This is a genomic window from Paramicrobacterium fandaimingii (genome assembly GCF_011751745.2).
GTDB classification, from domain to species: domain Bacteria; phylum Actinomycetota; class Actinomycetes; order Actinomycetales; family Microbacteriaceae; genus Paramicrobacterium; species Paramicrobacterium fandaimingii.
Map to the genome: position 1 here is coordinate 302,028 of NZ_CP061170.1, position 23,681 is coordinate 325,708.

Below are 23,681 nucleotides of genomic sequence, written 5' to 3' on the forward strand. Positions count from 1 at the left end.
GAATAGCCTGCGGACTTGCCCACAACGGTTGGACACTGAAGAAGAATGACACCTCCCAGCATTCGTCCGCGTCGATTGCGCACGACGTCGGCGATGCGGCGGCTTGTTGCCGAGACCCGGCTTCACCCCGCCGACCTCGTTCTGCCCATGTTCGTGCGCGAAGACGCCGCACAGCCCGTGCCCATCAGCTCGATGCCCGGCGTCTCGCAGCACTCGATGGACTCCCTTGCTCGCGCGGCTGAAACCGCGGCCGAAGCCGGCATCGGGGGCGTCATGCTCTTCGGAATCCCCACAGTGCGCGATGCGACGGGAACTCAGGCGACGGCGCCAGACGGCATCCTGAACCGGGCGACCGAGCTTCTCGCTCGGGAGGTCGGCGATGCCCTCGTCGTGCAGACAGATCTGTGCCTCGACGAGTTCACCGACCACGGGCACTGCGGCGTTCTCGACGCGTCTGGCCACGTTGACAACGACGCCACTCTCGAGCGGTATGCCGAGATGGCGCTTGCACAGGCTAACGCCGGCTCGAGCATCCTTGGACTGAGCGGCATGATGGATGGCCAGGTGGCTGTGGTGCGCGACGCTCTCGACGCTGCGGGGTACATCGACACCGCCGTGCTCGCGTACGCCGCAAAGTACTCGTCTGCGTTCTACGGCCCCTTCCGCGAGGCCGTCGACTCCCAGCTGACGGGCGACAGGCGCACCTATCAGCAAGACCCGGCAAACCGCCGCGAGGGGCTGCGTGAGGCGACGCTCGACATCGCCGAGGGAGCCGACATCGTCATGGTGAAGCCGGCGATGAGTTACCTCGACGTGCTGAGCGATGTCGCGGAGATCTCGGACATTCCCGTGTGGGCATACCAGATCTCCGGTGAGTACGCGATGATCGAGGCGGCAGCGGCGCAGGGCTGGATCGACAGAAAAGCGGCAGTGCTCGAGTCGGTGCTCGGCATCCGACGCGCCGGCGCAGATTCAGTGCTCACCTATTGGGCAACCGAGATCGCGGGGTGGATCAAGTGACAGCAACGCAGCATGTGAACGACGAGCTCTTCGCGAAGGCGAAGCAGGCGATCCCCGGCGGCGTGAACTCTCCCGTGCGCGCGTACGGGTCCGTTGGCGGAACCCCGCGCTTTCTCGTGCGCGCCGAGGGTGCGTACGTGTACGACGCCGACGGCACCGAGTACGTCGACCTCGTGGCATCCTGGGGTCCGGCGATTCTCGGCCATGCCGAGCCCACCGTCGTGAAAGCGGTTCAGGATGCCGCGGCACTCGGCCTGTCATTCGGCGCCTCGACTCCTGGCGAAACCGACCTCGCCGAGCTTGTCGAACAGCGTGTCTCGGCCGTCGAAAAGCTGCGACTCGTCTCGACGGGAACCGAGGCAACGATGACCGCGATCCGCCTCGCGCGCGGATTTACCGGCCGAGACCTTCTGATCAAGTTCGCTGGGCACTACCACGGTCACTCAGATGGGCTCCTCGCCGCGGCGGGCTCCGGCGTCGCGACGATGGCGCTTCCTGGCTCCGCCGGGGTGCCGTCGCCGATCGCGGCGCAGACGCTCGTGCTTCCCTACAACGACATCGACGCCGTGCGCGCCGCCTTCGCCGAGCATGGCAATCGCATTGCCGGCATCATCGTCGAGGCAGCGGCGGCGAACATGGGTGTGCTCGCGCCGAAGCCGGGCTACAACGCCGCGCTCGCGAGCATCGCTCATGAGCACGGGGCGCTGCTCATTCTCGACGAGGTGCTCACAGGGTTCCGCGTCTCGTCCGGCGGCTATTGGACGCTCTCGAACAAGCAGGGCCCGGCGTATCAGCCCGACCTCTTCACATTCGGAAAGGTGATCGGCGGAGGCATGCCCGTCGCCGCGCTCGGCGGGCGCGCAGACGTGATGGAGCATCTGGCGCCAACCGGTCCGGTCTACCAGGCAGGAACCCTCTCGGGAAACCCCGTCGCCATGGCCGCGGGAATCGCGACACTTCAGGGCGCGACACCCGCCGTGTATGCGCACCTCGACCGCACGGCAGACGTGCTCGCCGCTGAAGTGTCGAGCTCGCTCGAGCACGAGGGCGTTGCGCACACCGTGCAGCGGGCGGGCAACCTGTTCAGCTTCGCGTTCACCGACGAGGCACCGGTCGACTATGCGGACGTTCAGGCACAGGATGCCTGGCGGTACCCGCCGTTCTTCCACGCGATGCTCGCCGCCGGAGTGGCACTGCCGCCGAGCGTTTTCGAGGCGTGGTTCGTCACCGCGGCACACGACGATGCAGCGGTGAACCGCATCGTCGACGCCCTCCCCGCGGCAGCGCGAGCGGCAGCATCCGCTTCGGCTTCCTGATGAAAGGCACAGTTGTCGCTGTGGGCGGCGGCGGGTTCTCGATGTCAGAGAGCGACGGGTCGTCGTTGATCGACGATCACATTCTCGATCTCACCGGCACGACGAAGCCGCGTGTGTGCTTTGTTCCGACCGCGAGCGGCGATGCCGACGGCTACAGCCAGCGCTTCGAGTCGGCGTTTGCCGGCCGAGCCGAGACGAGCGTGCTGTCGCTGTTCTGCCACGACCCGTGGGGCTACACCGACCCCAGCATGCTTCTCGAGCAGGACGTGGTCTATGTCGGAGGCGGATCAACCGTTAACCTGCTCGCCGTCTGGCGTCTGCACGGTCTTGATGACCTGCTCGGTGAAGCGGCGGCGAACGGCACGGTGCTTGCAGGCATCAGCGCCGGAATGAACTGCTGGTTCGATGCCTCGTCGACGGATTCCTATGGTCCGCTCGCCCCGCTGCGCGACGGACTCGGCTTCGTCACGGGCAGCGCGTGCCCGCACTACCTCGGTGAACTGGGACGGCGTGAGAAGTATCAGCGCTGGGTAGCTTCAGGGGAGCTGCCGGGCGGGTACGCCGTCGATGATTACGCAGCAGTGGTGTTTCGCGATGGCGAGGTCGTCGAGGCGATCAGCGAGAAAACCGAGCACCCCGTCTACCGCGTGATGCGCGTCGGCGACGACGCCGTCGAAGAACCCGTCGCCGTGCGGCTGCTTGCCAGCACCACCTCGTCATCCTGAGACCAAACTGGGTGTTACCTCTTTGTGAGGTTTCACCATCCCGTTACTGGAATATAAGCGGCAGACTAGAAGCATGGCGTCAATTCTTCTGCATACCGATCGACTTGAGATCAAGCTGACCGCCGCAGAGAAGATGCTTGCTCGCCGCAAGGACTCCCTGGTGATCCCGCGTGACAGTATTCGGTCAGTTGCCCTGACAGACGACCCGTGGATCTGGGTTCGCGGCGTGCGCGCGCCAGGCTCGGCGGTTCCGCTGACACTCGCCGTCGGGCAGTGGAAGTTTCATGGGGGCAAAGACTTTCTCGTGCTCAAAGGGTCGCGGCCCGCCGTCGTAATCGACCTTGTCGACGAAGAGTTTCGCCGAGTGCTTGTGACAACGCGCAAGGGCATCGAGCTGATCGCCGCGCTGCGTCTCGAGGAGCGCAAGCCGCATAAGATCCGCGTGCATCACGCCAAGCCGCGCACGAAGGCCGTTGCCAGCATGACGAGCGCAGAGGTCGAGCAGGGCAAGGCCCAGAAGAAGCCGGCCCAGAAGAAGCCAGCACCGAAGAAGCCGTCGCCGAAGAAACCCGCTCAGAAGAAGCCAGCACAGAAAAAACCAGCGCCGAAGAAGCCAGACGTCGACTCCTGACCGTTGATCGCTCAGCCGATAGGCTATTGGGTCACGTCAATGACGGCACGGCCGCGAATGGTGCTGGCGAGCACCTGGTCGGCAACCGAACGCGCATCAGCGAGCGCATAGACCTCGGTCATCTCGTCAAGCAGGTCCGTATCGAGGTTCTGCGCCAGTCGCGTCCAGGCCTCTTCTCGCAGCTCATGCGGGGCATCCACCGAGTTGATCCCGGCGAGGGTGATGCCACGCAGTATGAACGGCACGACGGTGGCGGGCAGATCGGCTCCCTGCGCGAGGCCGCACGCCGTGACGATGCCGCCGTAGCGGGTCTGAGCCAACGCATTCGCGAGAGTGGTGCTGCCGACGGCATCCGCAACGGCCGACCAGCTCTGCGACTGCAGCGGTTTGCCAGCCTGTTCGCTGAGCTCGTGGCGGTCGAGAATGCGCGAGGCGCCGAGGTGACGCAGGTACTCTCCCTCGGTGTCACCTCGACTGGTCGATGCGACAACCTCGTACCCGAGATGCCCCAGCAGTGCGATCGTCACAGACCCAACGCCGCCCGCCGCGCCGGTGACCAGAACCGGACCATCGCTTGGAGTGACGCCATGCTTCTCGATCGCGAGAACGGCGAGCATCGCGGTGAAACCAGCGGTTCCGATTGCCGCGGCCTGTGTTGGAGTGAAGCGTTGAGGAACGCCGACAAGCTGATCGCCGTCGACCCGGGCGACTTCGGCGAGCCCGCCGTGTTTGTTCTCGCCGAGGCCCGCTCCGTTCTGCAGCACGTGATCTCCCGGCATCCACCTGCCCGAGTCTGATGAGCGAACCGTTCCCACGACGTCAATGCCGGGCACGAGCGGCCAGGTGTGCACGATGCCCGAACCGCCGGTCAGAGCGAGCGCGTCTTTGTAGTTGATGCTCGAGGCCGCGACGTTCACCACCGTGTCTCCCTCACCCAGCATGTCGAGCTCGAGGTCGGTCAGCCGAGCGCTCTGCCGAGCGTTTCCCTCGGAATCCTCGGACTTCTCAATCCACCATCCGCGAAATGTCATGGCGTCAGCCTACGGGCGTTTGTCGCGCGGGCATAGGGTGCGCGGGCGCATCGGCGGCACAGCGCTTCTGCCCAATGCTGCTCAGTCGAACATGTCGCCCATGTCGTCGAGCAGGCCGCCGACGACCATTCCACCAAGGATGCCGGTGAGCATTCTGCCCCCGCCCATGCCTCCCATGCCGCCGCCCATCATGCCGCCGCGCCGGTAACCGCCGCGCGCATACCCCTGCTGGGGGCCGTAACCACCGCCGGGCATGCCATACATGCCGCCCTGCTGAATCTCGCTGTGGGCAATGCGTGCGGCCTCCGAAGCGAGGTCTGCCGCACGGCGGGCACTCGCCACTGCTGTGGCATTGTCGTGGTCGGTGCGAGCCGAATCGAGCACGCGCCGAGCCTCGGCAAGACGGGTGCGCGCATCGGGGCCGACGGGCGCCTGGTAATTGTCGACGATGTTCGTCGCCGCGGCAATCTGTCGCTCGGCGTCGTCTATGGCGTGGGGAAGCTGTGCCTTCAGCTTCTCGGCGTCGCGTGTGCGCTGTGTGATGCGGTCCATGATCACGTCGAGAGCGGTGTTCGCCTCGCGCAGTCGTGACAGCGTCTCGAACGGGTCGCGCCTGACCGTCTGCTGCGCGACGGACTCGGTCTCGCTTCGCAGCCGCTCGATTGCGGGACGGAGGTCGCTCGGGGGGTCGGCGACGTCGCGAGCGACGATGATGTCGCCGCGAGAGTCCTCGATCACCGCGGCAAGCGTCGACTCGGCAGACAGCGCCTCCATCTCGAAATCGGTGACGGCCCGCAGCAGACCGCCAGCGCGCGACACGCTCTCTCGCGCCACGGTGAGCGCCTTGCCCGCCGGGATCGCGAGATGCTCTTCATGCTTCTGCTCGGCGATCTGCAGACTGCGCTCGCAGAACTCGAGAAGTCGCTCCGCCTGATCCACGTTGGGAGCGACGGATCGCAGCGCCGATTCCGCATAGCGGTCGGATGCCGAGGCGAGAGCGCGGCGCGCGGGCTCGACGTGCTCGCGCACCGTCGCAATGTCGGCGCGCGCTGCAGCGACAGCATCCGGGAGCCCTCGCATTGTGTCGCGCAGTGTCGACACCGAATCGGCCTGTTCGCCCAGAGTCGACTCGATGTCGGAGCAGTGCTGAATGATGCCCTGCGACATGCTTCGGCGCTCGTCTGGGGTGTCTGGCTTTTCATCGTGCAGCAGCTGATTGAGCCGGAACGCCTCCGTGAGCGACCCCCGAGCATCGGCGATGGCCGCTCTGAACCGAGAGATCACCTCGTCGCCGAACTCTGCAGTGATGAAGCTGAGCTCGTCTGCGGCGAGCCGAATGCGCTCATCGGCACGCACGAGCGCCTGCCCTGCGTTCACCTCGAGCGCGTCGACTTCGGCAAAGGCCTGCTGCTGCGAAGCAACCTCGCGCCTCTTGCGACGGGTCGAGAGTATGACGTACGCGACAGCGCCGCCAATCAGCAGCACAGCGAGTATGACGACGATTTCCATGAGTGAATTCTATGAGTGGTGGACAGGCATCGCCTGAGAGCGGCACCGGGGTTGCGCCACGTCGCTGCTGTGTGCGGCGATCACACGAGATCAGGTGACATCGTGTCGCCAGGTGATGAGCCACCCGAGAACGGTGACGACGAGGGCGATTCCGAGAAGAACCGCACCGCCAGCCCACCACTCCAGCGCCGTGCCGTCCGTTCCCATGACCGCATAGAAGCTCGAGCCCACGAGTGCGTCGCTCGCGGCGCCGGGCAGCCACTTGGTGACCTGGCCGATCCAATCGGCGAGAGCGCCGATCGATCGAAGGATCGGCTCGACGAACTGCGTGAACGCGAGCACGATGACGATCGTTGCAACCTGGTTTGGAATGATCGATCCGAGTCCGACACCGAGAGCGGCCCAGAGGGCCATTGCGAGAACAGACCGAGCGATCATCGCCCAGGTGTCTGACGAGTCGAGTGCGGTGTCGATGTCGAATCCGGCAAGAGCCGCCGACCCGGCACCGACGGCGCAGGCGATGGCGACGACGCCGAACCCAGCGCCGAGGAAGAAGAGAGCGATGGCTTTCGCAGACAGCACGATGCCGCGTTTCGGCGTGGCGAGAAAGGTCGGTGTCAGCGTCTGATGGCGAAATTCGCCCGTCGTTGCAAGAGCGCCGAGCAGGAATGGGAAAACATACCCGATGCTCGTCGCCGTGCTGTAGATCGTTGGCGCGAGCCCGTCTGTCGGCATCTGCTCGGCGCCGGCTGAGGCTCCGAGCAGCCCCTCGGAGGTTGCGCCGAAGATCAGTCCGAGGCCGCCCGAGAGCAGGGCGACGTATGCGGCGAGAATGATGAGCAGAATCCACCAGATGCGCGTTGTGAACACCTTCGCGAATTCGGCACGCGTTGCGGCGATGAGCGTGCTCATGACACATCACCCCCTCCGACGATCGACAGGAATCTGTCTTCGAGGCCCGATGCCTTGCGCTGCAGAGTGTCGAGCTCGACTCCGGAGACGAACGCCGCGTGCCCGACGGCACCCGGCTCGACATCGCTCACGATGAAACCGGAGCGGCTCGTCTCGAAGGCGAAACCCGCCGATTCGAGAGCCGCTCCGAGCGCGGCGCGGTCGGGGGAGTCGACGTGAACGCGAAGTTGGTCGCCCGTGTCGAGGTCGGCGAGGGTTCCCTCGTGCACGATCTGTCCCTTGGAGATGATCACGACGTCGTCGACCGTCTGCTGAACCTCGCTCAGGAGGTGTGACGAGATGAGCACGGTGCGCCCCTCCGACGCGAGATTGCGCAGCAGCTCGCGCATCCACTTGATACCCTCGGGGTCGAGGCCGTTGACAGGTTCGTCGAGCACGAGAACGCGGGGGTCACCGAGCATCGCGTACGCCAGGCCGAGGCGCTGCCGCATTCCCAGCGAATAGCCGCCAACGCGCTTGTCGACGAAGGAGTCGAGGCCAACGAGGGTGAGCACTTCGCGGGCGCGCTTCAGAGGCAGCCCTGCCGCCCGCGCGTAGATCTCAAGATGGTGGCGCGCGGAGCGCCCCGGGTGAAAGCTCGCCGCTTCAAGAGCGGCGCCGACGGTGGTGAGGGGAGATGACAGTTCGCGGTACCGTCTGCCACCAAATGTTGCCGATCCGCTCGTCGGATTAACAAGACCGAGCAGCGTGCGAAGACTCGTGGTCTTTCCTGCGCCGTTTGGGCCGAGAAACCCCGTCACGCGCCCCGGCTTTACGGCGAATGACACGTCGCCCACGGCAGTGAACCCGCCGAAGGTCTTTGTGAGGCCGGCAAACTCGATGGTCACTTCGGCATCGCTCACGCGTTCTCCTTTTCGCTGGACTGCCTTCAGTGTGGCGGATGCTGTACGAGCGCGCATCCTCCGAAGGGCGGAGATTATCGCGCGATGTCGGCGCGAACCGGCATCCGAATTCCCTGATCCCTCGCTGTGAAACCTTGCTGTCTCGATGTCGCAGTCGTACGGTCGAACCACACGAGAGGAGTGGATGATGAGCGACCCAGACTTCACCCCCAACTTTGACGATGAGCCCGCGCTCACTGACGTCGACGCGAATGAGGCAGATGTCATCGAACAAAATCGAGTCGATCTCAGTCAGACGCCCGAAGATGTCGACGACGGCGGAACGCAGCGCGGCTACGGCGACGATGCAGCCACGGAGTTCGACGACGCGAACGACTATGAGTCGGGGAGCGACGCAGATTTCGCCCCGAATGATGGCGAAGACCTGACCGAGAGCGACGACGACGAGTGAAGCGCGTGCACCTCGCACAGGGGGTTTGATGCCGCGTGATCGCGGCACACGACAAGCTGCGTTCTGCACGAAGCATCCGCGCAATTCTGCATGCTGCTCGTTGACGTTCCGCACACGGCGCACGTGCCGATGACGGCAGCATGGTCTGAGAACTCGAGCTTCATGCGCTTGTCAAAGACGTAGAGGGAGCCCTCCCACAGCCCGTCGTCGCCGAACTGCTCGCCGTAGCGAACGATGCCGCCGTCGAGCTGGTAGACCTCGTCGAACCCGCGGGAGCGCATGAGGCTTGAGAGCACTTCGCAGCGAATGCCGCCCGTGCAATACGTGACGACGGGCTTGCCCTTGAGATGGTCGTACGCCCCGGAGTCGAGAACGTCGACGAACTCACGCGTGTTGTCGACGTTGGGAATCACAGCGTCCTTGAACCGCCCGATCTCCGCCTCGAATGCATTGCGTCCGTCAAAGAACACAACGTCGTCGCCGCGCTCGGCGACGAGTTTGTTCACCTGCTCGGGGCTCAGATGCGAGCCGCCGCCGACAACGCCCGATTCGTTCACCTCGAGTTCGTCTGGCGCACCGAACGAGACGATCTCGTCGCGCACTCTGACGCTGAGCTTGGGGAAGTCGAGGCTTGCGCCCGTGTCGTCGAGAGAGGTGCCCTCCGACCACTTGGCGTCCATTGTCGCGAATGCTGGGTACTCACGTGTCTTGCGCAGGTACCGCTTGACGTTGTTCAGCTCGCCGCCGACGGTTCCGTTGATGCCGTCTTTCGAAACGAGGATGCGCCCGCGCAGGTTCAGCGACTCGCAGAGGTCTCGTTGCCACAGCCGGATCGCGTCGGGATCGGCGAGTGGGGTGAAGACGTAATAGAGCAGGATCTTCGGAATGGCCACTGCTTGATTTTACGGTGTGTGGTCAGATCCCCACAGTCACGAGCCACACAGCGGCCGCACCGCACGTGAGCGCGATCACCCCCGTCAGCGTTGCGATGATGACCAGGGGCCTTGATGCCTTCGTGTTTTCGTTCACGATCTCAGTCCATCGTGTCGGCAGCATCCGCACATCACGCCAAAGGATGATTCGACTAGGCCGTGGGTATGAGAGCCGCCGCAATCAGCAACACGAAGCCGGCAATCACGATCACGACGCGCAGGTAATGCCAGCGGTCCCATTTGCCTACCTGCTCGCGCCAATCCTCGGGGTGATCGCCGTGTGACCAGCGGCCGACGCGGTTGTTGATCGGCACGAGCACCGTGACGGCGAGAACGATCGTCGACGCGAAGAGAACGGTTGCGATCGCGGCGAGGGTTCCGGATGCGCTCGCCCACAGCAGCGCGGTGGAGACACCGCCGGTGAGCACGGTGGCGATGTACCAGAACGGCATGATTCTGCCGAGCACCCTCGCCGCGTCGGCGCGTGCCGACAGGCCGCCAACTCCCGGAAGCCTGTCGAGGATGGGGTTGATGAAGACGGCGACGCAGAATTCGATGCCGACGAGACTTCCTGACAGAACGATCGCGGCGCCGAGAGCGTAATCCGACATGAGAACTCCAATCATCTAGCACTGCTAGAAATCAATACGCCACACTCTAGCACTGCTAGAATTCTCGTGTGAAGAGCACAGACCGCGCAGCGCGCCCGGCGCCGGGCGAACGCGAGCGTGTGATTGTCGACCGCGCCCGAACCATCGCCGAAGACGAAGGTTGGAGCGCTGTCACGGTGCGGCGGCTTGCCGCCGCGATCGGCTACAGCCAACCCGTTCTCTACCAGCACTTTCCCGAGGGGCGCAGCGCGATCGTCGCGGCGGTGTCCCGCACCGGGTTCGCCGACCTCCGCGATGCACTCGGTGCGCAGTCTGGGCGCTCGGGGCTGGAAGCGCTGGTCACCGCGGCTCGCACCTACGTCGAGTTCGCCTGCGAGCATCCGGCGCTGTACGAGGCAATGTTCGAGATGCGTTCGCACACGACATTCGCGAGTGACGAGACTCCGCACGAGCTCCAGTTCGCCTTCAACGCGCTCGCGGAGCTTCTGCGCGACAGCAGCGACGCCCGCGTGCGCACCGAGTTGTTCTGGAGTGCGCTGCACGGCATCGCGACGCTCGAGCGCGACGGCCGCCTGCCGGTCGGGCAGCGTGAGGAACGAATTGCCGAGTTGGCGAAACTCTTTCGCTGAGGCACGTCGTTAGGCTGGGGGTGTCCGACAGAACGGAGAGGTTCATGTTTGATTACGATCCCTACGCGCAGCTAGACGAGGTGCCCGAGTTCACCGTCGAAAGCGACGATCTCGACCCCGATCTTCCGCTGAAGGCGCCCCAATACGCCTCGGATGCCGGTGGCTCCGACACGTCGCCGCACCTCTCGTGGTCTGAGTTTCCGCCCGAGACGAAGAGCTTCGCGGTCACGGCATTCGACCCGGATGCCCCGACAGGCTCCGGCTTCTGGCACTGGGCGGTGTTCAACATTCCGGCCGATGTGACGTCCCTGCCTTCTGGGGCAGGTTCGCCTGATTCGAGGATGCTGCCCGCGGGCGCCGTCACGCTGCCGAACGAACTGCGTGAACCGTCGTTCACGGGGGCGGCACCACCCGAGGGCACTGACGTGCACCGCTATTACTTCGTCGTGCACGCTGTCGACGTGCCGTCGCTCGACATCGACGCGCAGTCAACCCCGGCGGTGCTCGGCTTCAACCTGCACTTCCATACGCTTGCACGCGGCATCCTCAAGGGCGTGGGCGAGTTCGGAGGCGCTGCGTAACCCTGACGCCGGCTTTGTGCAGAGCTGCGGACATTGTGCATCCGTGTGCGGCAGCACAATGTCCGCAGGTATGCACGTCGGTGCGCCTGCCCCGTGTCGGGCAGACTGTCGACAGGGGCAACCAGTTTGAGCGGAGGGCAGCTGGGGTGGCCTCGCGAGCTCGGCGGGTTTCGCGAAACTCGTGCAGACGCCGGGCATCGAGACGCTGCCGCTGCGCCCAGAGGCCGATCTCTCGGGGGACGACGGCGACGCCCATCGCCCCGGATTAGAACAGGCCGACGGTCTCGCCGTCGTCGTTGATGTCGATGTGCGCGGCTGCCGGGTCCGACCCGAGTCCGGGCATCGTCTGCATCTGCCCGCAGATGGGATAGATGAAGCCGGCGCCGACCGAGGCGCGTACCTCCCGGACCGGCAGCGTCCATCCGCCGGGCGCGCCACGCAGAGTCGGGTCGGCGGACAGCGACAGGTGAGTCTTCGCCATGCAGATCGGCAGGTTGCCCCACCCATTGCGCTCGTACTGATCCAGGGATCGAGACGCTGCGGGTGAGTACTCAACGCCGTCGGCGCCGTAGATCTGCGTGGCGATGGTCTCGATCTTCTCTCGCAGACCCGCGTCGATCGGGTAGAGATACCGGAACTCGTTCGGCTCCTCTGCCGCTTCGGCGACCGCTTCGGCGAGCTCGACGGCACCGGCGCCGCCGGTGAAGAAGTGCGTAGACACGGCGCATCGCACACCGGCTTCGGCCGCCACCTGCTTGATCGCCTCATGCTCAGACGGGTAGTCGTCGCTGAAGGCATTGATCGCGACAACCGGAGTGACTCCGTGCCGGCGAATATTGGAGATCTGCTTGCGCAGGTTGTCGGCGCCGGCGAGAACATCCTCCGGGTTCTCGGCCAGCATCTCGCGGGGCAGCGGCCTCCCGGCGACAACGGTGTGCCGACCGGAGTGGAGCTTCAGCGCTCGGACTGTGGCAACAACGACCGCGACGTCAGGGGTGAGTCCGGAGACCCGGCACTTGATGTTGAAGAAGCGTTCGGCGCCCATGTCCGCACCGAACCCGGCCTCGGTGACGAGGTAGTCGCCGGAATGGATTCCGATCAGATCGGCGACAACGGAGGAATTGCCGGTTGCGATGTTGCCGAACGGACCCGTGTGGACGAGTGCGGGGGTGTTCTCGATCGTCTGCAGAAGGTTTGGTTTCAGGGCGTCACGCAGAAGCACGGTCATCGCTCCGGCGCCGTGAATGTGCTCAGCGGTCACCGGTTCGCCGGAGCCCCGCGTATAGCCGATCACGATCCTGCCGAGACGCTCGCGCAAGTCGCGCAACGAGGTGGCCATGGCCAGCGTCGCCATCAGCTCAGACGCCGCGGTGATGTCGAAACCTGTCTGCCGGGGCTGGCCGTTCGTGCGCGGTCCGAGTCCGGTGACGATGTCGCGCAGGGCGCGATCGTTGATGTCCACAACGCGCCGCCAGGTCACCGCATCCGGGTCGATGTCGAGCGGGTTCTCACGGAACAGCTCGTTGTCGATCATCGCGGCGAGCTGATTGTGCGCGGCTGTTACCGCATGCAGATCCCCGGTGAGGTGAACATTCAGCCGTTCCATCGGGACCACCTGACTGTAACCCCCACCTGCTGCACCGCCCTTGATTCCCAACGTGGGTCCCATCGAGGCCTGGCGGACCGAGATCGTGGCAGGGCGGCCGATGCGGGTAAGCCCCTGCCCGAGTCCGACCGTGGTTGTCGTCTTTCCCTCGCCCAATGGTGTCGGCGTAACCGCACTGACGACGACGTACTTCGCCGCGGGGCGGCGCGACAGCTCCTCGATCGCTGCGAGGTCGATCTTTGCGACACCGCGACCGTAATGTTCGATCAGATGAGGGCCAAGACCCATTCCGGCGGCGATGTCTTCAATCGGCTTCAGTTCTGCCTCGCGTGCGATCTGCAGGTTTCCCGGTGTCATGTCAGACTAATCCGTGCGCGGATGCCTCGGTCGGCGCGCCTGCCTCGGCGAGTGTATAGACGTTCTGCTTCGGACGCTCCTTTGTCGGATCGATGAATGGCTTGGGCACGACGACGGCATCCGCCACCTCGTTCCCCGTGTCGACCTGGACGTGTGTACCGAGTTCGGTAAGTTCAATCGGGAGCATTGCATAACCGATGTTCTTCTCGAGCCGCGGCGAGTAGCAGGCGGAGGTGACCTCCCCGACTTGCTGGCCGTCGTGGCGGACGCTGAATACGTCGATCATCGAACCATCGTTGAAGCTGCCGAGCGGCGCGCCGCCGATCTCGACGCCAGCCAGCTTGCGCGTGGGGCCCTCAGCGCGGATCCGAGTCAGTGCCTCCTTGCCGATGAAATCGCCTTCCTTGTCCAAGCTGACCATCCAGTCGTACCCCATGCCGACCTCGAATGGATTCGTATCGAAGGTGATGTCGGCGCCATGGGCGAGGATGCCGCCTTCGATCCGGCGGATGTGACACGGCCCGATGACCTGGAGTCCATGCGGCTGTCCCGCCTGCCAGATCAGGTCCCATGCCCGTTCTGCGTTGAGGCTCGCGTCGCGAACATATATCTCATACCCGACCTCGGCCGTGTAGCCGGTGCGGGAGACGATCACGTCGATGCCATCGAGGGAGAACTCGTGCAGGTAGTAGTACCCGATGTCGAGCACGGCGTCGCCGAAGAGCTCTCGCATCACGTCGGCTGAACGCGGCCCCTGCACCTGAACCGGCGCGACGTCCGCTTCGCGGATCTGCACGTCGTATCCGGAACGATAGGCCACGCCGCGGGCCCAGAGCACGATGTCGCTGTCGGCCAGAGAGAGCCAGAAGTGATTCTCGCCCAATCGCAGAAGAACCGGGTCATTCAGGATGCCGCCGGATTCGTCGGTGAGGAATACATACTTGCACTGGCCAACCTTGCAGGTTGAGAGGTCCCTTGTGATCAGCAGATTCGTGAACTCAAAAGCATCCGGGCCGGTGATTTCCACCTGCCGCTCGACACCGACGTCCCACAGGGTGACGCCGTTCAGGAGCGCCCAGTATTCAGCGACCGGGTCGCCGTAATGACGCGGATGGTAGGTGCGATTGTAAACGCTGTACATCGCGACCCCGTGACGCCGTGAGGCGTAAAAGAACGGAGATTTCCGAATGCGCGGGTAAAGGAGCATTTGTGGGTTGGTGTTCACAGACATCTTTGCCTCCGAATTAAGCCACGGCCACCAAGTGGCCTGCGTACTCCAGTGTCGCCCCTGGTCATCGCATTACGCAATACTTGCGTATAGCGCAACAGACAGATCGTCACGGCTGGCAGAGAGAGCGAGGCCCGAGGGATGCGAGATACGGGCTCGGTGCAGTCGGTTGACCGTGCGATTCAGATCTTGGAGATGCTGGCGCGCGATGGTGAGGCTGGAGTTGCCGAGGTCGCGCGCGAGCTCGGTGTGCATAATTCCACGGCGTCCCGGCTGATCACCGCGTTGTCGGGACACGAGCTCGTCGAGAGGCTGGCCGACACCCGGCGCGTCCGGCTCGGCGTCGGCTTGCTCCGTCTTGCCGGGGCGACGGCGTTCCGCCTCGATGTCACCACGCAGGCGCAGCCGGTATGCGACACCCTCTCTGACGAACTTGGCGAGACCGTGAACGTCGCCGTGCTCACAGGGGACGAAGCCATCAATGTCTGCCAGGCGCAGGGGACGAGCGCAGTGGCTACACAAAACTGGGTGGGCCAGCGCACCGTGCTGCACGCGACATCCAGCGGGAAGGTCCTGCTCGCGTACCTCGACGATGACGAGCGTGAGACCCGACTCGCGTTTCCGCTGGATCGCTTCACGGAACGCACCCTCACCTCGGTGACCGATTTGCTCGGGGAATTGGTGACGGTGCGGGAGAACGGGTGGGCGTGCGCCATCGAGGAGTTGGAAACCGGGCTGAATGCCGTCGCTGCTCCGATCAGAAGCCACGACGGTTCTGTGATCGCCGCGATCAGCGTTGCCGGTCCGACGTATCGGCTCAGCCCAGACCGCCTGCCCGACGTCGCCGTCGCCGTGGTGCGCGCGGCGGAGTCCATCTCTCGTCGGATGGGGTACCGAGGACCTGCCGACGAACTGTGAGCACAGCTCCGCCGTGGTGCTGGCCGGGGCTTTTCATGCGTTCTCGCGTGAACCGGTCTCGCCAGCATTGCTCCGAAGGATGCCGTCGATCATCGCTCCGGCGGCGGAAGCCAGGCTCTCGGCCGCAGCAGCGTCGGCGTGAAGTCGCGGGTTGCCGTGTGCAGCGAGCGTGCCGGCCAGGCTCCCGAGGGCGCTGGCCACCGCGGCGATCTTCCGCGGCGTCGCGCTCGGGTCCGCGGGGGCATCCGCGGCCGAGCTGAGCATCGCGCGAACCCCGCGGGCGTCTTCGTCGGCCAGCGCCAGCGCCCGCTCCCTCAGGGCGTCCGCCGTGTCCGCGTGTTCTCCGGCGTCATCGAGCTGCCGACCGGAGAGCCGGGCGCACTTCGCGGCCAGTGCCGCACCCAGCGCGGCGGCGAGGGCCGCGGCGGACCCGCCGGAGGGACCAGGGTCTCCGGAGGCCATCTGCGTCAGCAGCATCCGAATTGAATCGTCCATGTCTCTCACGCTAGGCCTTCACCCGGGTCATCTCGGGATCGAACGGTGCTGTGCGCCCCACGGCCAGCACCGTCACCGGATACCTGTCACGGAGGTATTCCACCAGAAGCTCCTCGCCCTCGATTGCTCGCTCGGGCGGCAGGTATGCGAGCAGAAGATACCTGCCAAGCGAGGGAGCCGGGCCGGCAGAGGTGACGAACGAACGGCGGCCTCTGGCATCGACGATCGGTTCTCCGCTTCGGGTGAGGATGGGCTCGTTCCCGGCCATGAAACGGTCAGCGCCGTCCGCGACCGCCAGCGTGCACAGCGTCGCCGCCGGCTCACCCTCACGAGCCGCGAGGTAGGCCGCCTTGCCAATGAAATCAGGGCTCTTCACGCGCGGCAGCGCCAGGCCGGCTTCCACCGGGTCGTATTCACCGGTCAACTCTGCGCCCATGAGGCGATGCGCTTTCTCGAGCCGTCCTGTGGTTCCGTAAACGCCGATTCCGGCTGCAATCACCCCCAACGGCTCACCCGCTTCCCAGAGCAGATCCCACAGCGGCAATCCGTGCTCGGCCGGGGCATGGATCTCCCAGCCCAGGTCGCCGACATACGAGATGCGGAGCATCTCGACCGGCAGGCCCCCCAGGTTCATCTCTCGTGCTGTGCCGAATGGGAAGGCAGCATCGCTGACATCGTCGTCTGCGAGTGCCGCGATCAGGTCGCGCGCCCGCGGCCCCCAGACCCCTACTGTGCAGAGCGCCGAGGTCATATCGGCGAGGTGCACTGAGCCGTCGGACGGCAGATGTGCCCGGAGCCATGCCCAGTCGCGGCCGCCGTCCGATCCGCCTGTGATCACCCGGAAGTCATCCTCGCCGCGGCGCACGATCGTCAGGTCCGCGCGAAAGCCGCCGTTCGGGTCGAGCAGAGGGGTGTAAATGGTGCGGCCGACGGGGCGATCCAGCTGCGCCATCGCCATCCCTTGAAGGTAGTCGAGCGCACTGGGCCCGGTCACGTCGAAGACGGCGAAGGCGCTCACGTCGATCATGGCCACGCGGTCTCGCATGGCCAGGTGCTCCGCCTCGATGATCGGTGACCACCACCGTGCGTCCCACTCTGCGCTGCGCGGCGGGATTCGTTCCGAATATTCGTCGACCAGGCTGGCGTTCGACTCGTACCACTGTGGGCGCTCCCATCCCGCGGCCTCGAAGTAGACGGCGTCGAGACGGGTGGTGCGGGGATAAAACGGGCTCGTGCGCGCGGGCCGGTTGCTCAGCCATTGCTCCCGCGGGTGGGTAATGCCGTAAATCTTCGGGAATCCCTCCGCGGTGCGTGCTTTCACGTGGGTCTCTGTGCGGGCGTACGGGGAGAACCGGGAGATGTCTGCACTGTGCAGGTCGATCTCGGTCGTGCCGTCTGTGAGCCATTGCGCAATCATGCGACCCACGCTCGGCGCCTCCTTGATCCAGACGGCTGCCGCCGACCACAGCCCGGCAACCTCGGGAGTCTCTCCGAGGAGCGGCCCGCCATCGGGGGTAAGGGAGAGCAGGCCGTTCAGCGCCTTGCGCGGCTTCGGCGTTGGCCCGCCCAGCAGCCCGGGGAAGAGCTCCTGCGCCTGTTGCAGCTGCAGAGCGAAGTCGTCCGATGTGAACGGGAAGCTGGTGGGGCTTTCCTGACCGGGCGCCCCGATCGGAGGGATCTCCGCCGGGCTGTGGAGTATCGGGCGGTGAGCGTAGGAGCCGATCTCCAAGCTCGACCCGCGCTGACGTTCGTACATCATGCAGTCCATGTCCCTGACAAGGGGAAAGCCGATCCAATCCCCGCTCTGCGCCAGCTCTGGGATCGGGCCGACGTCGATCATCTGGTGCACAGCTGGGCTGAGCGGAATGCGCGCACCGGCGAGCGCGGCAACCTTCGGGCTCCACACCCCGCATGCCACGACAACGATCTCGGCTTCAATGCGCCCGTGATCCGTGACAACGCCGTTCACGTGCCCGTCGGAAACGTCGATATCGAGCACTTCGGTTTCAGAGCAGACGGTGAGCGCTCCACGCTGCTCGGCATCGTGGCGCACCAGTGCCCCGGCCCGCACCGGGTCCACGATCGCTCCCGTGGGAGTGTGGAATCCGGAGATCAGCAGGTCGGTATTGCAGTGGGGCACCAGATCACCGATTTGTTCTGGAGTGAGCAGCTCGGCTTCGATGCCCCAGGAGCGGGCCGACGTCATCCGGCGGCGCAGTTCCTGGGCTCGTTCCTCGGTGCGAGCGACCTCGATGCCCCCGCAGCGCGTGAGCACACCGAGCTCGGAGTACTGACGCATGGAGTCCACCGTGAGATCCGTGATCTCCTTTGAATGATCCACAGGGAACACGAAGTTCGAGGCGTGTCCCGTGGACCCACCCGGATCAGGCAACGGCCCCTTATCGACCTGGACGATATTGCGCCAGCCCAGATCGGCGAGGTGGTGGACGACGAAGCTGCCAACCACGCCTGCTCCGATGACGACGACGTCCGCTCGATCTGGCAGCTGTGCCATGGCGTCCTCCTGACCTGCGCCTGATACTCTCAAGATATATCAGTGTGGAGGAATTGGCCATGGTGCGTACGCGATCGAGGGGTGAGACCGCCGGGCAACGGATGGCGGACGCACCCCTTGCCGACCTGACAGTGCTGCCGCCGCCTGACACGCGTACACCATCGCTCTCTGACATCGCCTACTACCGCGTCCGCGACTTGATCGTCACGCTGCAGCTGGAGCCGGGCGCAGCGCTGGACGAACGGGAATTGATGGTACAGCTGGCGCTCGGACGCACCCCTGTGCGAGAGGCCGTCAGGCGCCTCGCCGGCGAAGGGCTTGTTGAGATCTTCGCGAGGCGCGGAACCGTCGTCGCTCCGGTGCAGGTGCGCGACCTGGCTCGCGTTTCAGAAGTGCGCGTCCCGCTCGAAGCGTTGGCGGCGCGGCTGGCCGTAGACCGAGCCGATGCCTCCGACCGTGACGCCATGGTCTCGCTGCTCTCGAGCCTCGAGACGGGCGCCACGAGTCAGCGTGACCTGATCCGGCTTGACCAGCGCGTACATCAGCAGGTGTATCGTGCCACCCACAACCGCTACCTTCAATCGACGCTGGCCGAGTATCTCACCCTGAGCCTTCGGCTCTGGTTCCTGGGACTGGAGCAGGTGCAGCGGCTCGACGACGCCGTCGACGAGCATCGGGAGCTTCTCATTACCGTTCTGGAGGGAAACGCGGACGCGGCGGAGCAGACTGCGCGCGCCCACGTGACGGGCTTCTGGGACGAGATCCGGCAGGTGCTGGCGACCTGACCGCTGTCGCGTCGCGCTCACGCCCATCGGTCAGCGAGCGGCGTCGTGCTCAATCGCCCTGTGTCGGCAGCGACGAGGTGGCGCACGTCGTGCGGAGCAGTTCGACGACCTGCTCTGCCACGTGCTGACCGGTCACCGATTCGGCGAACTCGAGACCCGTGAGCACGGCGGCCAGCTGCCCGTCAGTCAGCGGGAGTGAGTCCGAGCGCGCGCTTCCGAGCCGAGTGATCATGGCGGTGCGCAGCGGGCGCAGCGCTTCGGCGACCTCGGTGTTTCGCTGAGCCTCGAGGAGAAGCTCGAACCAGGCAGCGGAGGTATCGGGTGCGGTGTCGGCGCCGTGTGTCAAGCGGTGATCGGCGATGTGGGCGGCGAGTGCTTCGACGAGGGAGGTGCGCGTCCGGTAGAGATTGCTCGTCGACCCCTGGGGCAGTGCGGCCTCACGGTCGACGGAGCGATGTGTCAGCCCGCGCATGCCTGAGGCAGCGAGCAATCGGGTCGCTGCCTCGAGGACTTTCTGGCGCCGAGAATACACACTACAATCGTAGTATAAACTACAGTTGTAGTGAGGAGGCGCGATGTTCGTTCGCGAAAGCGGTGACGGTGGGGGAGCACCCCTCGTTCTGATTCCCGGCCTCGGCTGCGACCACACGATGTACCAGCCGCAATACGCCGAGCTCGACGCGTTTCGCTGCCTCGCTGTCGACCTTCGCGGCACCGGAAGGTCGGGAACGCTCGAGGGTATCGCGATCGTTGACATCATTACGCGGCAGGCCGCAGAGGTTGTCGAAGCGCTTGATGAGCGCAGCATTGAGAGCGCACATATCGTCGGTGTCTCGTATGGCGGCGCTGTAGCCCAGGAGCTTCTTCTGCGGCATCCGGATCGCGTTCGCTCCGTGGCTATCTGCGACAGTCTGTGCGACACGCGACCCCGCACGATGCCGGAGCGGCTGCTGATGTGGGGCGCCAAGACGCAGCCGTTTCTGTACAGGATGCCCCGCGGCTGGCTTGCCGCCCTTGTTCGCCGCAGCTATCGGCGATGGCCTGCCGCCGGAAAGGCGATGGCGGATGCCGTCAGCACGGCGCGTCGAGACGACCTCATCGCGCAGCGCCGGGCCATTAACGCAATCCGCTACGAAGATGAGCTGCGAGAGGCGTCGTGTCCGGCCCTGTGCATGGTGGGCGACCACGCGCCGCAGGCGATCGCCATGATGCACCGCGTTCACGACGCCATCGCCGGCTCTGAGTTTCACGTCATCGCGGACTCGTTCGACCCGTCGAATCTGTGTCAGCCCGACGCCTTCACCGCGATGCTCCGTCGGTGGGTCATCGGCGTTGAGCGCCATCGCCGCGCTTGAGAGATGCCAGGTGCAGATCTGCGGACATTGTGCCTGCGTGTGCGGCTGCACAATGTCCGCAGGCGTGCACCTCGGCGGGCGGCTACGCGGTCTTCGGCGTCGCCCCCGCGGCATCCGTTCCGTCTGCCGGCTTGTCTGCACCCATGAGCTTGCGCAGCACGACGCGCTCGCCGAGCGTCCACGACACAGTGACGAGCAGGTAAAGGGCCGCCGCGAGCGGAACGAATGTGGCGATGATCGCCGTCATGAACGGCATGAAGCTCAGCACCTTCGTGATGTTGGTCATGTCGGGCATCTGCGGCATTCCGGGTGCGGGCTCGGGGCGCGGAGTCGGAGCCGGCGTCGGCGGCATGAGAATCTTGCGCGACGCCTGGGCGACGACCGCGATGATCACGACGATGATGGCGTACATAATTCCCGAGGTCACGGTCACGGAGCCCGACTGAATCTGCAGCACGAGGCTGTCGCCGAGCTCGGTGCCGAAGAAGGAATTCGTCAGCAGATTGTTGGGCTCCCCGCCGATCGTCGGCACGAGAAACAACCCGTACACCGCCATCAGCACGGGCATCTGCGCGAGCATCGGCAGGCAGCCCGCCATGGGCGAGACCTTCTCTTTCTGGTACAGCTCCATGGTCTTGCGCTGCAGCACCTCTGGCTTCTTCTTGTACTTCTTCTGCAGCTCCTGCAGCTGCGGGGCGATGCGCTGCCTGTCGATCTGCGCCTTGACCTGCGAACGGCCGACCGGAATGAGGCAGGCGCGCACGATCACGGTGAGCAGCATGACGGCGAGGGCAGCGCTGGCGCCGCCGGCAATGGGTGCGAGCATGTCGCTCAAGAACGTGAGAACGGTGTGGGCAATGTTGATGAGCCACGCGATGGGCGCGAATTCGTAGATATTCATGGGGTCACTTTCGACGAGTCTGGTGGGTGTCGTGTGACCGTCCGCGGATGCTGTCGAGCAGCCAGGGCGAGCGCGAGAATGCGCGGGGTGGCGGAGCAGCGACGCGTGTCAGGCGACGGTCGCGGTGACCAGACCCGGTGCTCGCGGTCGCGGTTTTCCCGCGGCATCCGGAGCGCTCTGCGAGAGCATGCGAGACGTATCGCGTGGGGGAAGGATGCGGCCTGCGACCGGCGTTCCCGCGGTGACCGCGACGGCGAAGCTCGTGCGTGCGGTGACGACGACGGCCGTGCCCGCAAGACCGATGGCGGCGATGAGTGCGAGCTCCCACAGCGTGTGGTCCGTTGCAGACAGCTCGAATGCCGTGGCGAAGAACCTCGCGATGAATTCGATGTACTGCAGCACTGTGACCTCTCACTGATGAACTCGGTCAGAGTACCACTCGCGTGTGGGCGTTCGCTTCGCGTGCGCTTCATTCGGAGAATTGCTGGGGCCGCGTGCGTCACGGTAGCCGTGACCAGGGGTTTTGCCCCGATTGCAGCAGGGTCGCTGTGGGATCTCCGAAAACGTGCACGCTATGGGGTGCGGCGCCGCAGCGTCAGCGAGCCGATGACGATCGACGCGACGATCCAGCATCCGATGAATAGCACGCGCAACCAGACGAACTGCGCGTCTTCGTTGCCCGTTGACACCGCCGTGAGCGCGTCGATCGCGTGCGAAAGCGGCAACCAGTCGCCGATCACCTCGAGAACGTCGGGCAGCTGGTTGCGGGGGAGGAAGATGCCGCCGAGCAGGATCTGCGGAAAGACGAATACCGGCATGAACTGCACGACCTGAAATTCCGTGCGGGCGAAGGCGCTCGCGAGCAGACCCAGCGCCGTGCCGAGCAGTGCGTCGGCGATGGCCACGGCGAACAGCATCCCGATCGACCCATCGATCTCGAGCCCGCACACCCACGTGGCATACGCGACGGCGACGGCGGTCTGCAGCACCGCGAGAAGGCCGAACGCGAGCGTGTACCCGAGGATGAAGTCGCCGCGGCCAAGCGGCATCGACAGCAGACGCTCGAGAGTTCCGCTTCGCCGTTCGCGGAGTGTGCCGATGCTCGTGACGAGGAACATCACGATGAACGGGAACAGCGCCAGTATGGCCGGCCCGATGTCGGCGAAGACGGGAGTCTCGTCGAAGATCCACGCGACAAGGCCGATGAGCAGGCTCGGTACGATCAGCAGCAACCCGATCGTGCGCGGGTCGTGGCGAATCTGCGTCAGCACGCGGCCGGTTGTGGCAAGGGTGCGCATCGGGTTCATTGTGCACCTCCCGCGTGGCGGCCGTGCTGGCGAGGCGACTGATCGGATGCCGGGGCACGCTGCGCCGCAGCATCCGCCCCCATCTGGCTCGCCTCGATGATGCGCAGAAACGCGTCTTCTGCCGTGTCAGCCCCTGTGCTCTCGAGCAGCTCGTGTGGCGTCGTGTCGCCGATGATGGCGCCTTCCCGCATGAGCAGCAGACGGTCGCAGCGGGTCGCCTCGTCCATGACGTGGCTCGACACGAGCAGCGTCGCGCCGTCGTCGGCGATGCGGCGGAAGATTTCCCAGAGGTCGGCGCGCAACACGGGGTCGAGGCCGACTGTCGGCTCGTCGAGCACGAGCAGGTCGGGCGAACCGAGCATCGCGACGGCGAGCGAGACCCGATTGGCCTGGCCGCCGGAGAGGGTGCGGGCGAGTTGGTCTCTCTGGTCACCGAGGTCTGTGCGGTCGATGACGCGATCGATATCGGATGCTGGTGCGCCCTGTACCCGCGCGAAATACCTCAGGTTCTGACGAACGGTGAGGTCATCGTAAATGCTTGGCTGCTGCGTCATGTAGCCGACGCGATGCCTCAGAGGCGCGGTGCCCGCGGCTTCGCCGAGCACGGTGACGGTGCCGCTGCCAACGATCTGCACGCCGACGATCACGCGCATGAGCGTCGTCTTGCCGCTGCCGCTCGGACCGAGCAGCCCGACGATCGCGCCGCTCGGCACCGTGAGGTCGAGCCCGTCGATGACGGTGGTGCGGCCGCGGCGGACGGTCAGTCCGCGTATCTCGAACGCATTATTCATCACATGATGAATTAAACGCCTGATGGCGGCTCAGGTCAAGCAGACACCGTTCAAACATTCGGAGATGGTGAATCTGTTTCGCGTGTCGGGCCGGGACACGCCGTTACGGGCGGGGTAACTCCGAATGGATGACCGGTTGCGGCGTCCTCCGGACGCTCTGGAGCCCACGTGTG

At 65.3% G+C, this 23,681-nt stretch carries 25 protein-coding genes; 10 read left to right on the plus strand and 15 right to left on the minus strand.

What is annotated here, in order from left to right:
• Positions 1-45 precede the first annotated feature (45 nt).
• The 4 genes from hemB (at position 46) to HCR84_RS01525 (ending at position 3,692) form a co-directional block, all read left to right on the plus strand.
• Positions 46-1,020, plus strand: a complete 975-nt coding sequence (gene hemB, locus HCR84_RS01510; protein ID WP_166982744.1) for a porphobilinogen synthase — start codon at positions 46-48, stop codon at positions 1,018-1,020.
• On the plus strand, positions 1,017-2,336 hold the full coding sequence (gene hemL / locus HCR84_RS01515) for a glutamate-1-semialdehyde 2,1-aminomutase (protein ID WP_166982742.1): 1,320 nt from the start codon (positions 1,017-1,019) through the stop codon (positions 2,334-2,336). The genes hemB and hemL overlap by 4 nt, the downstream gene beginning before the upstream one ends.
• Positions 2,336-3,061, plus strand: coding sequence for a Type 1 glutamine amidotransferase-like domain-containing protein (locus tag HCR84_RS01520; RefSeq protein ID WP_166982741.1), 726 nt, complete (start codon positions 2,336-2,338; stop codon positions 3,059-3,061). Before hemL ends, HCR84_RS01520 begins: the two co-directional genes overlap by 1 nt.
• 73 nt (positions 3,062-3,134) lie before the next feature.
• The gene (locus HCR84_RS01525; protein WP_195706676.1) at positions 3,135-3,692 is read left to right on the plus strand and encodes a hypothetical protein; all 558 of its coding nucleotides are present in this window, start codon (positions 3,135-3,137) and stop codon (positions 3,690-3,692) included.
• A gap of 23 nt (positions 3,693-3,715) precedes the next feature.
• Here HCR84_RS01525 and HCR84_RS01530 read toward each other — a convergent pair whose 3' ends face one another.
• The 4 genes from HCR84_RS01530 to HCR84_RS01545 all read right to left on the minus strand — a co-directional run bounded on the left by HCR84_RS01530 (position 3,716) and on the right by HCR84_RS01545 (position 8,046).
• On the minus strand, positions 3,716-4,723 hold the full coding sequence (locus tag HCR84_RS01530; protein WP_166982739.1) for an MDR family oxidoreductase: 1,008 nt from the start codon (positions 4,721-4,723) through the stop codon (positions 3,716-3,718).
• A gap of 81 nt (positions 4,724-4,804) precedes the next feature.
• Positions 4,805-6,232, minus strand: a complete 1,428-nt coding sequence (locus HCR84_RS01535) for a hypothetical protein (protein ID WP_166982737.1) — start codon at positions 6,230-6,232, stop codon at positions 4,805-4,807.
• 90 nt (positions 6,233-6,322) lie between these two features.
• The gene (locus HCR84_RS01540) at positions 6,323-7,144 is read right to left on the minus strand and encodes an ABC transporter permease (RefSeq protein ID WP_166982735.1); all 822 of its coding nucleotides are present in this window, start codon (positions 7,142-7,144) and stop codon (positions 6,323-6,325) included.
• Positions 7,141-8,046 carry an ABC transporter ATP-binding protein gene (locus tag HCR84_RS01545; RefSeq protein WP_244972544.1) on the minus strand — a complete coding sequence of 302 codons (906 nt, stop codon included), beginning with the start codon at positions 8,044-8,046 and terminating at the stop codon, positions 7,141-7,143. Before HCR84_RS01545 ends, HCR84_RS01540 begins: the two co-directional genes overlap by 4 nt.
• Before the next feature lie 184 nt (positions 8,047-8,230).
• Here HCR84_RS01545 and HCR84_RS01550 point away from each other — a divergent pair, with 184 nt between their 5' ends.
• On the plus strand, positions 8,231-8,497 hold the full coding sequence (locus tag HCR84_RS01550) for a hypothetical protein (protein ID WP_166998808.1): 267 nt from the start codon (positions 8,231-8,233) through the stop codon (positions 8,495-8,497).
• Here the strand turns inward: HCR84_RS01550 and trhO are convergent.
• Both trhO and HCR84_RS01560 read right to left on the minus strand, forming a co-directional pair.
• On the minus strand, positions 8,422-9,390 hold the full coding sequence (gene trhO / locus HCR84_RS01555) for an oxygen-dependent tRNA uridine(34) hydroxylase TrhO (RefSeq protein WP_166982730.1): 969 nt from the start codon (positions 9,388-9,390) through the stop codon (positions 8,422-8,424). The two genes, HCR84_RS01550 and trhO, sit on opposite strands and share 76 nt — an antisense overlap.
• A gap of 191 nt (positions 9,391-9,581) precedes the next feature.
• Entirely contained in the window at positions 9,582-10,040 is a 459-nt protein-coding gene (locus HCR84_RS01560; RefSeq protein WP_166982728.1) for an anthrone oxygenase family protein, read from the minus strand.
• Between the two features lie 68 nt (positions 10,041-10,108).
• On the opposite strand from HCR84_RS01560, the gene HCR84_RS01565 reads away from it, so the two are divergent.
• Positions 10,109-10,669 (plus strand): TetR/AcrR family transcriptional regulator, encoded by a 561-nt coding sequence (locus tag HCR84_RS01565; RefSeq protein ID WP_166982726.1) that lies wholly within the window; start codon positions 10,109-10,111, stop codon positions 10,667-10,669.
• Positions 10,670-10,713: 44 nt separating this feature from the next.
• On the plus strand, positions 10,714-11,250 hold the full coding sequence (locus HCR84_RS01570) for a YbhB/YbcL family Raf kinase inhibitor-like protein (protein WP_166982724.1): 537 nt from the start codon (positions 10,714-10,716) through the stop codon (positions 11,248-11,250).
• A 265-nt stretch (positions 11,251-11,515) separates the two neighbouring features.
• Here HCR84_RS01570 and HCR84_RS01575 read toward each other — a convergent pair whose 3' ends face one another.
• The gene (locus HCR84_RS01575; protein WP_166982722.1) at positions 11,516-13,213 is read right to left on the minus strand and encodes a formate--tetrahydrofolate ligase; all 1,698 of its coding nucleotides are present in this window, start codon (positions 13,211-13,213) and stop codon (positions 11,516-11,518) included.
• A gap of 1 nt (position 13,214) precedes the next feature.
• Complete coding sequence (locus HCR84_RS01580; RefSeq protein ID WP_166982720.1) at positions 13,215-14,444, minus strand: glycine cleavage T C-terminal barrel domain-containing protein; 1,230 nt, start codon at positions 14,442-14,444, stop codon at positions 13,215-13,217.
• Between the two features lie 138 nt (positions 14,445-14,582).
• On the opposite strand from HCR84_RS01580, the gene HCR84_RS01585 reads away from it, so the two are divergent.
• Positions 14,583-15,359: an IclR family transcriptional regulator gene (locus HCR84_RS01585; protein WP_166982718.1), complete on the plus strand. Its 777-nt coding sequence runs from the start codon at positions 14,583-14,585 to the stop codon at positions 15,357-15,359.
• A gap of 33 nt (positions 15,360-15,392) precedes the next feature.
• On the opposite strand, the gene HCR84_RS01590 is transcribed toward HCR84_RS01585, so the two are convergent.
• Entirely contained in the window at positions 15,393-15,854 is a 462-nt protein-coding gene (locus HCR84_RS01590; protein WP_166982716.1) for a cyclodeaminase/cyclohydrolase family protein, read from the minus strand.
• A 10-nt stretch (positions 15,855-15,864) separates the two neighbouring features.
• A complete protein-coding gene (locus tag HCR84_RS01595; protein ID WP_166982714.1) occupies positions 15,865-18,369 on the minus strand; it encodes a GcvT family protein in 2,505 nt (834 codons plus the stop codon).
• A 59-nt stretch (positions 18,370-18,428) separates the two neighbouring features.
• Between HCR84_RS01595 and HCR84_RS01600 the strand changes: the two genes are divergently transcribed.
• Entirely contained in the window at positions 18,429-19,154 is a 726-nt protein-coding gene (locus HCR84_RS01600) for a GntR family transcriptional regulator (RefSeq protein ID WP_166982712.1), read from the plus strand.
• Between the two features lie 49 nt (positions 19,155-19,203).
• Here the strand turns inward: HCR84_RS01600 and HCR84_RS01605 are convergent, their stop codons facing one another.
• Positions 19,204-19,686, minus strand: coding sequence for a TetR/AcrR family transcriptional regulator (locus tag HCR84_RS01605; protein ID WP_195706677.1), 483 nt, complete (start codon positions 19,684-19,686; stop codon positions 19,204-19,206).
• 43 nt (positions 19,687-19,729) lie between these two features.
• Between HCR84_RS01605 and HCR84_RS01610 the strand changes: the two genes are divergently transcribed.
• Positions 19,730-20,509, plus strand: a complete 780-nt coding sequence (locus HCR84_RS01610; protein WP_166982710.1) for an alpha/beta fold hydrolase — start codon at positions 19,730-19,732, stop codon at positions 20,507-20,509.
• A gap of 82 nt (positions 20,510-20,591) precedes the next feature.
• Here HCR84_RS01610 and HCR84_RS01615 read toward each other — a convergent pair whose 3' ends face one another.
• The 4 genes from HCR84_RS01615 to HCR84_RS01630 form a co-directional block, all read right to left on the minus strand.
• Positions 20,592-21,410: a YidC/Oxa1 family membrane protein insertase gene (locus HCR84_RS01615; RefSeq protein WP_166982708.1), complete on the minus strand. Its 819-nt coding sequence runs from the start codon at positions 21,408-21,410 to the stop codon at positions 20,592-20,594.
• Positions 21,411-21,518: 108 nt separating this feature from the next.
• On the minus strand, positions 21,519-21,812 hold the full coding sequence (locus HCR84_RS01620; protein WP_166982706.1) for a DUF6412 domain-containing protein: 294 nt from the start codon (positions 21,810-21,812) through the stop codon (positions 21,519-21,521).
• Between the two features lie 170 nt (positions 21,813-21,982).
• Positions 21,983-22,717 carry an ABC transporter permease gene (locus HCR84_RS01625; protein WP_166982704.1) on the minus strand — a complete coding sequence of 245 codons (735 nt, stop codon included), beginning with the start codon at positions 22,715-22,717 and terminating at the stop codon, positions 21,983-21,985.
• Positions 22,714-23,508: an ABC transporter ATP-binding protein gene (locus HCR84_RS01630; protein WP_166983254.1), complete on the minus strand. Its 795-nt coding sequence runs from the start codon at positions 23,506-23,508 to the stop codon at positions 22,714-22,716. Before HCR84_RS01630 ends, HCR84_RS01625 begins: the two co-directional genes overlap by 4 nt.
• Positions 23,509-23,681: the final 173 nt, after the last annotated feature.

Coding starts and splice junctions, on each gene's coding strand:
- hemB (WP_166982744.1), top strand. CDS start 46: ATGACACCTCCCAGCATTCGTCCGCGTCGATTGCGCACGACGTCGGCG.
- HCR84_RS01520 (WP_166982741.1), top strand. CDS start 2,336: ATGAAAGGCACAGTTGTCGCTGTGGGCGGCGGCGGGTTCTCGATGTCA.
- HCR84_RS01525 (WP_195706676.1), top strand. CDS start 3,135: ATGGCGTCAATTCTTCTGCATACCGATCGACTTGAGATCAAGCTGACC.
- HCR84_RS01530 (WP_166982739.1), bottom strand. CDS start 4,723: ATGACATTTCGCGGATGGTGGATTGAGAAGTCCGAGGATTCCGAGGGA.
- HCR84_RS01535 (WP_166982737.1), bottom strand. CDS start 6,232: ATGGAAATCGTCGTCATACTCGCTGTGCTGCTGATTGGCGGCGCTGTC.
- HCR84_RS01540 (WP_166982735.1), bottom strand. CDS start 7,144: ATGAGCACGCTCATCGCCGCAACGCGTGCCGAATTCGCGAAGGTGTTC.
- HCR84_RS01550 (WP_166998808.1), top strand. CDS start 8,231: ATGATGAGCGACCCAGACTTCACCCCCAACTTTGACGATGAGCCCGCG.
- HCR84_RS01560 (WP_166982728.1), bottom strand. CDS start 10,040: ATGTCGGATTACGCTCTCGGCGCCGCGATCGTTCTGTCAGGAAGTCTC.
- HCR84_RS01570 (WP_166982724.1), top strand. CDS start 10,714: ATGTTTGATTACGATCCCTACGCGCAGCTAGACGAGGTGCCCGAGTTC.
- HCR84_RS01575 (WP_166982722.1), bottom strand. CDS start 13,213: ATGACACCGGGAAACCTGCAGATCGCACGCGAGGCAGAACTGAAGCCG.
- HCR84_RS01580 (WP_166982720.1), bottom strand. CDS start 14,444: ATGTCTGTGAACACCAACCCACAAATGCTCCTTTACCCGCGCATTCGG.
- HCR84_RS01585 (WP_166982718.1), top strand. CDS start 14,583: ATGCGAGATACGGGCTCGGTGCAGTCGGTTGACCGTGCGATTCAGATC.
- HCR84_RS01590 (WP_166982716.1), bottom strand. CDS start 15,854: ATGGACGATTCAATTCGGATGCTGCTGACGCAGATGGCCTCCGGAGAC.
- HCR84_RS01595 (WP_166982714.1), bottom strand. CDS start 18,369: ATGGCACAGCTGCCAGATCGAGCGGACGTCGTCGTCATCGGAGCAGGC.
- HCR84_RS01600 (WP_166982712.1), top strand. CDS start 18,429: ATGGTGCGTACGCGATCGAGGGGTGAGACCGCCGGGCAACGGATGGCG.
- HCR84_RS01610 (WP_166982710.1), top strand. CDS start 19,730: ATGTTCGTTCGCGAAAGCGGTGACGGTGGGGGAGCACCCCTCGTTCTG.
- HCR84_RS01615 (WP_166982708.1), bottom strand. CDS start 21,410: ATGAATATCTACGAATTCGCGCCCATCGCGTGGCTCATCAACATTGCC.
- HCR84_RS01625 (WP_166982704.1), bottom strand. CDS start 22,717: ATGAACCCGATGCGCACCCTTGCCACAACCGGCCGCGTGCTGACGCAG.
- HCR84_RS01630 (WP_166983254.1), bottom strand. CDS start 23,508: ATGAATAATGCGTTCGAGATACGCGGACTGACCGTCCGCCGCGGCCGC.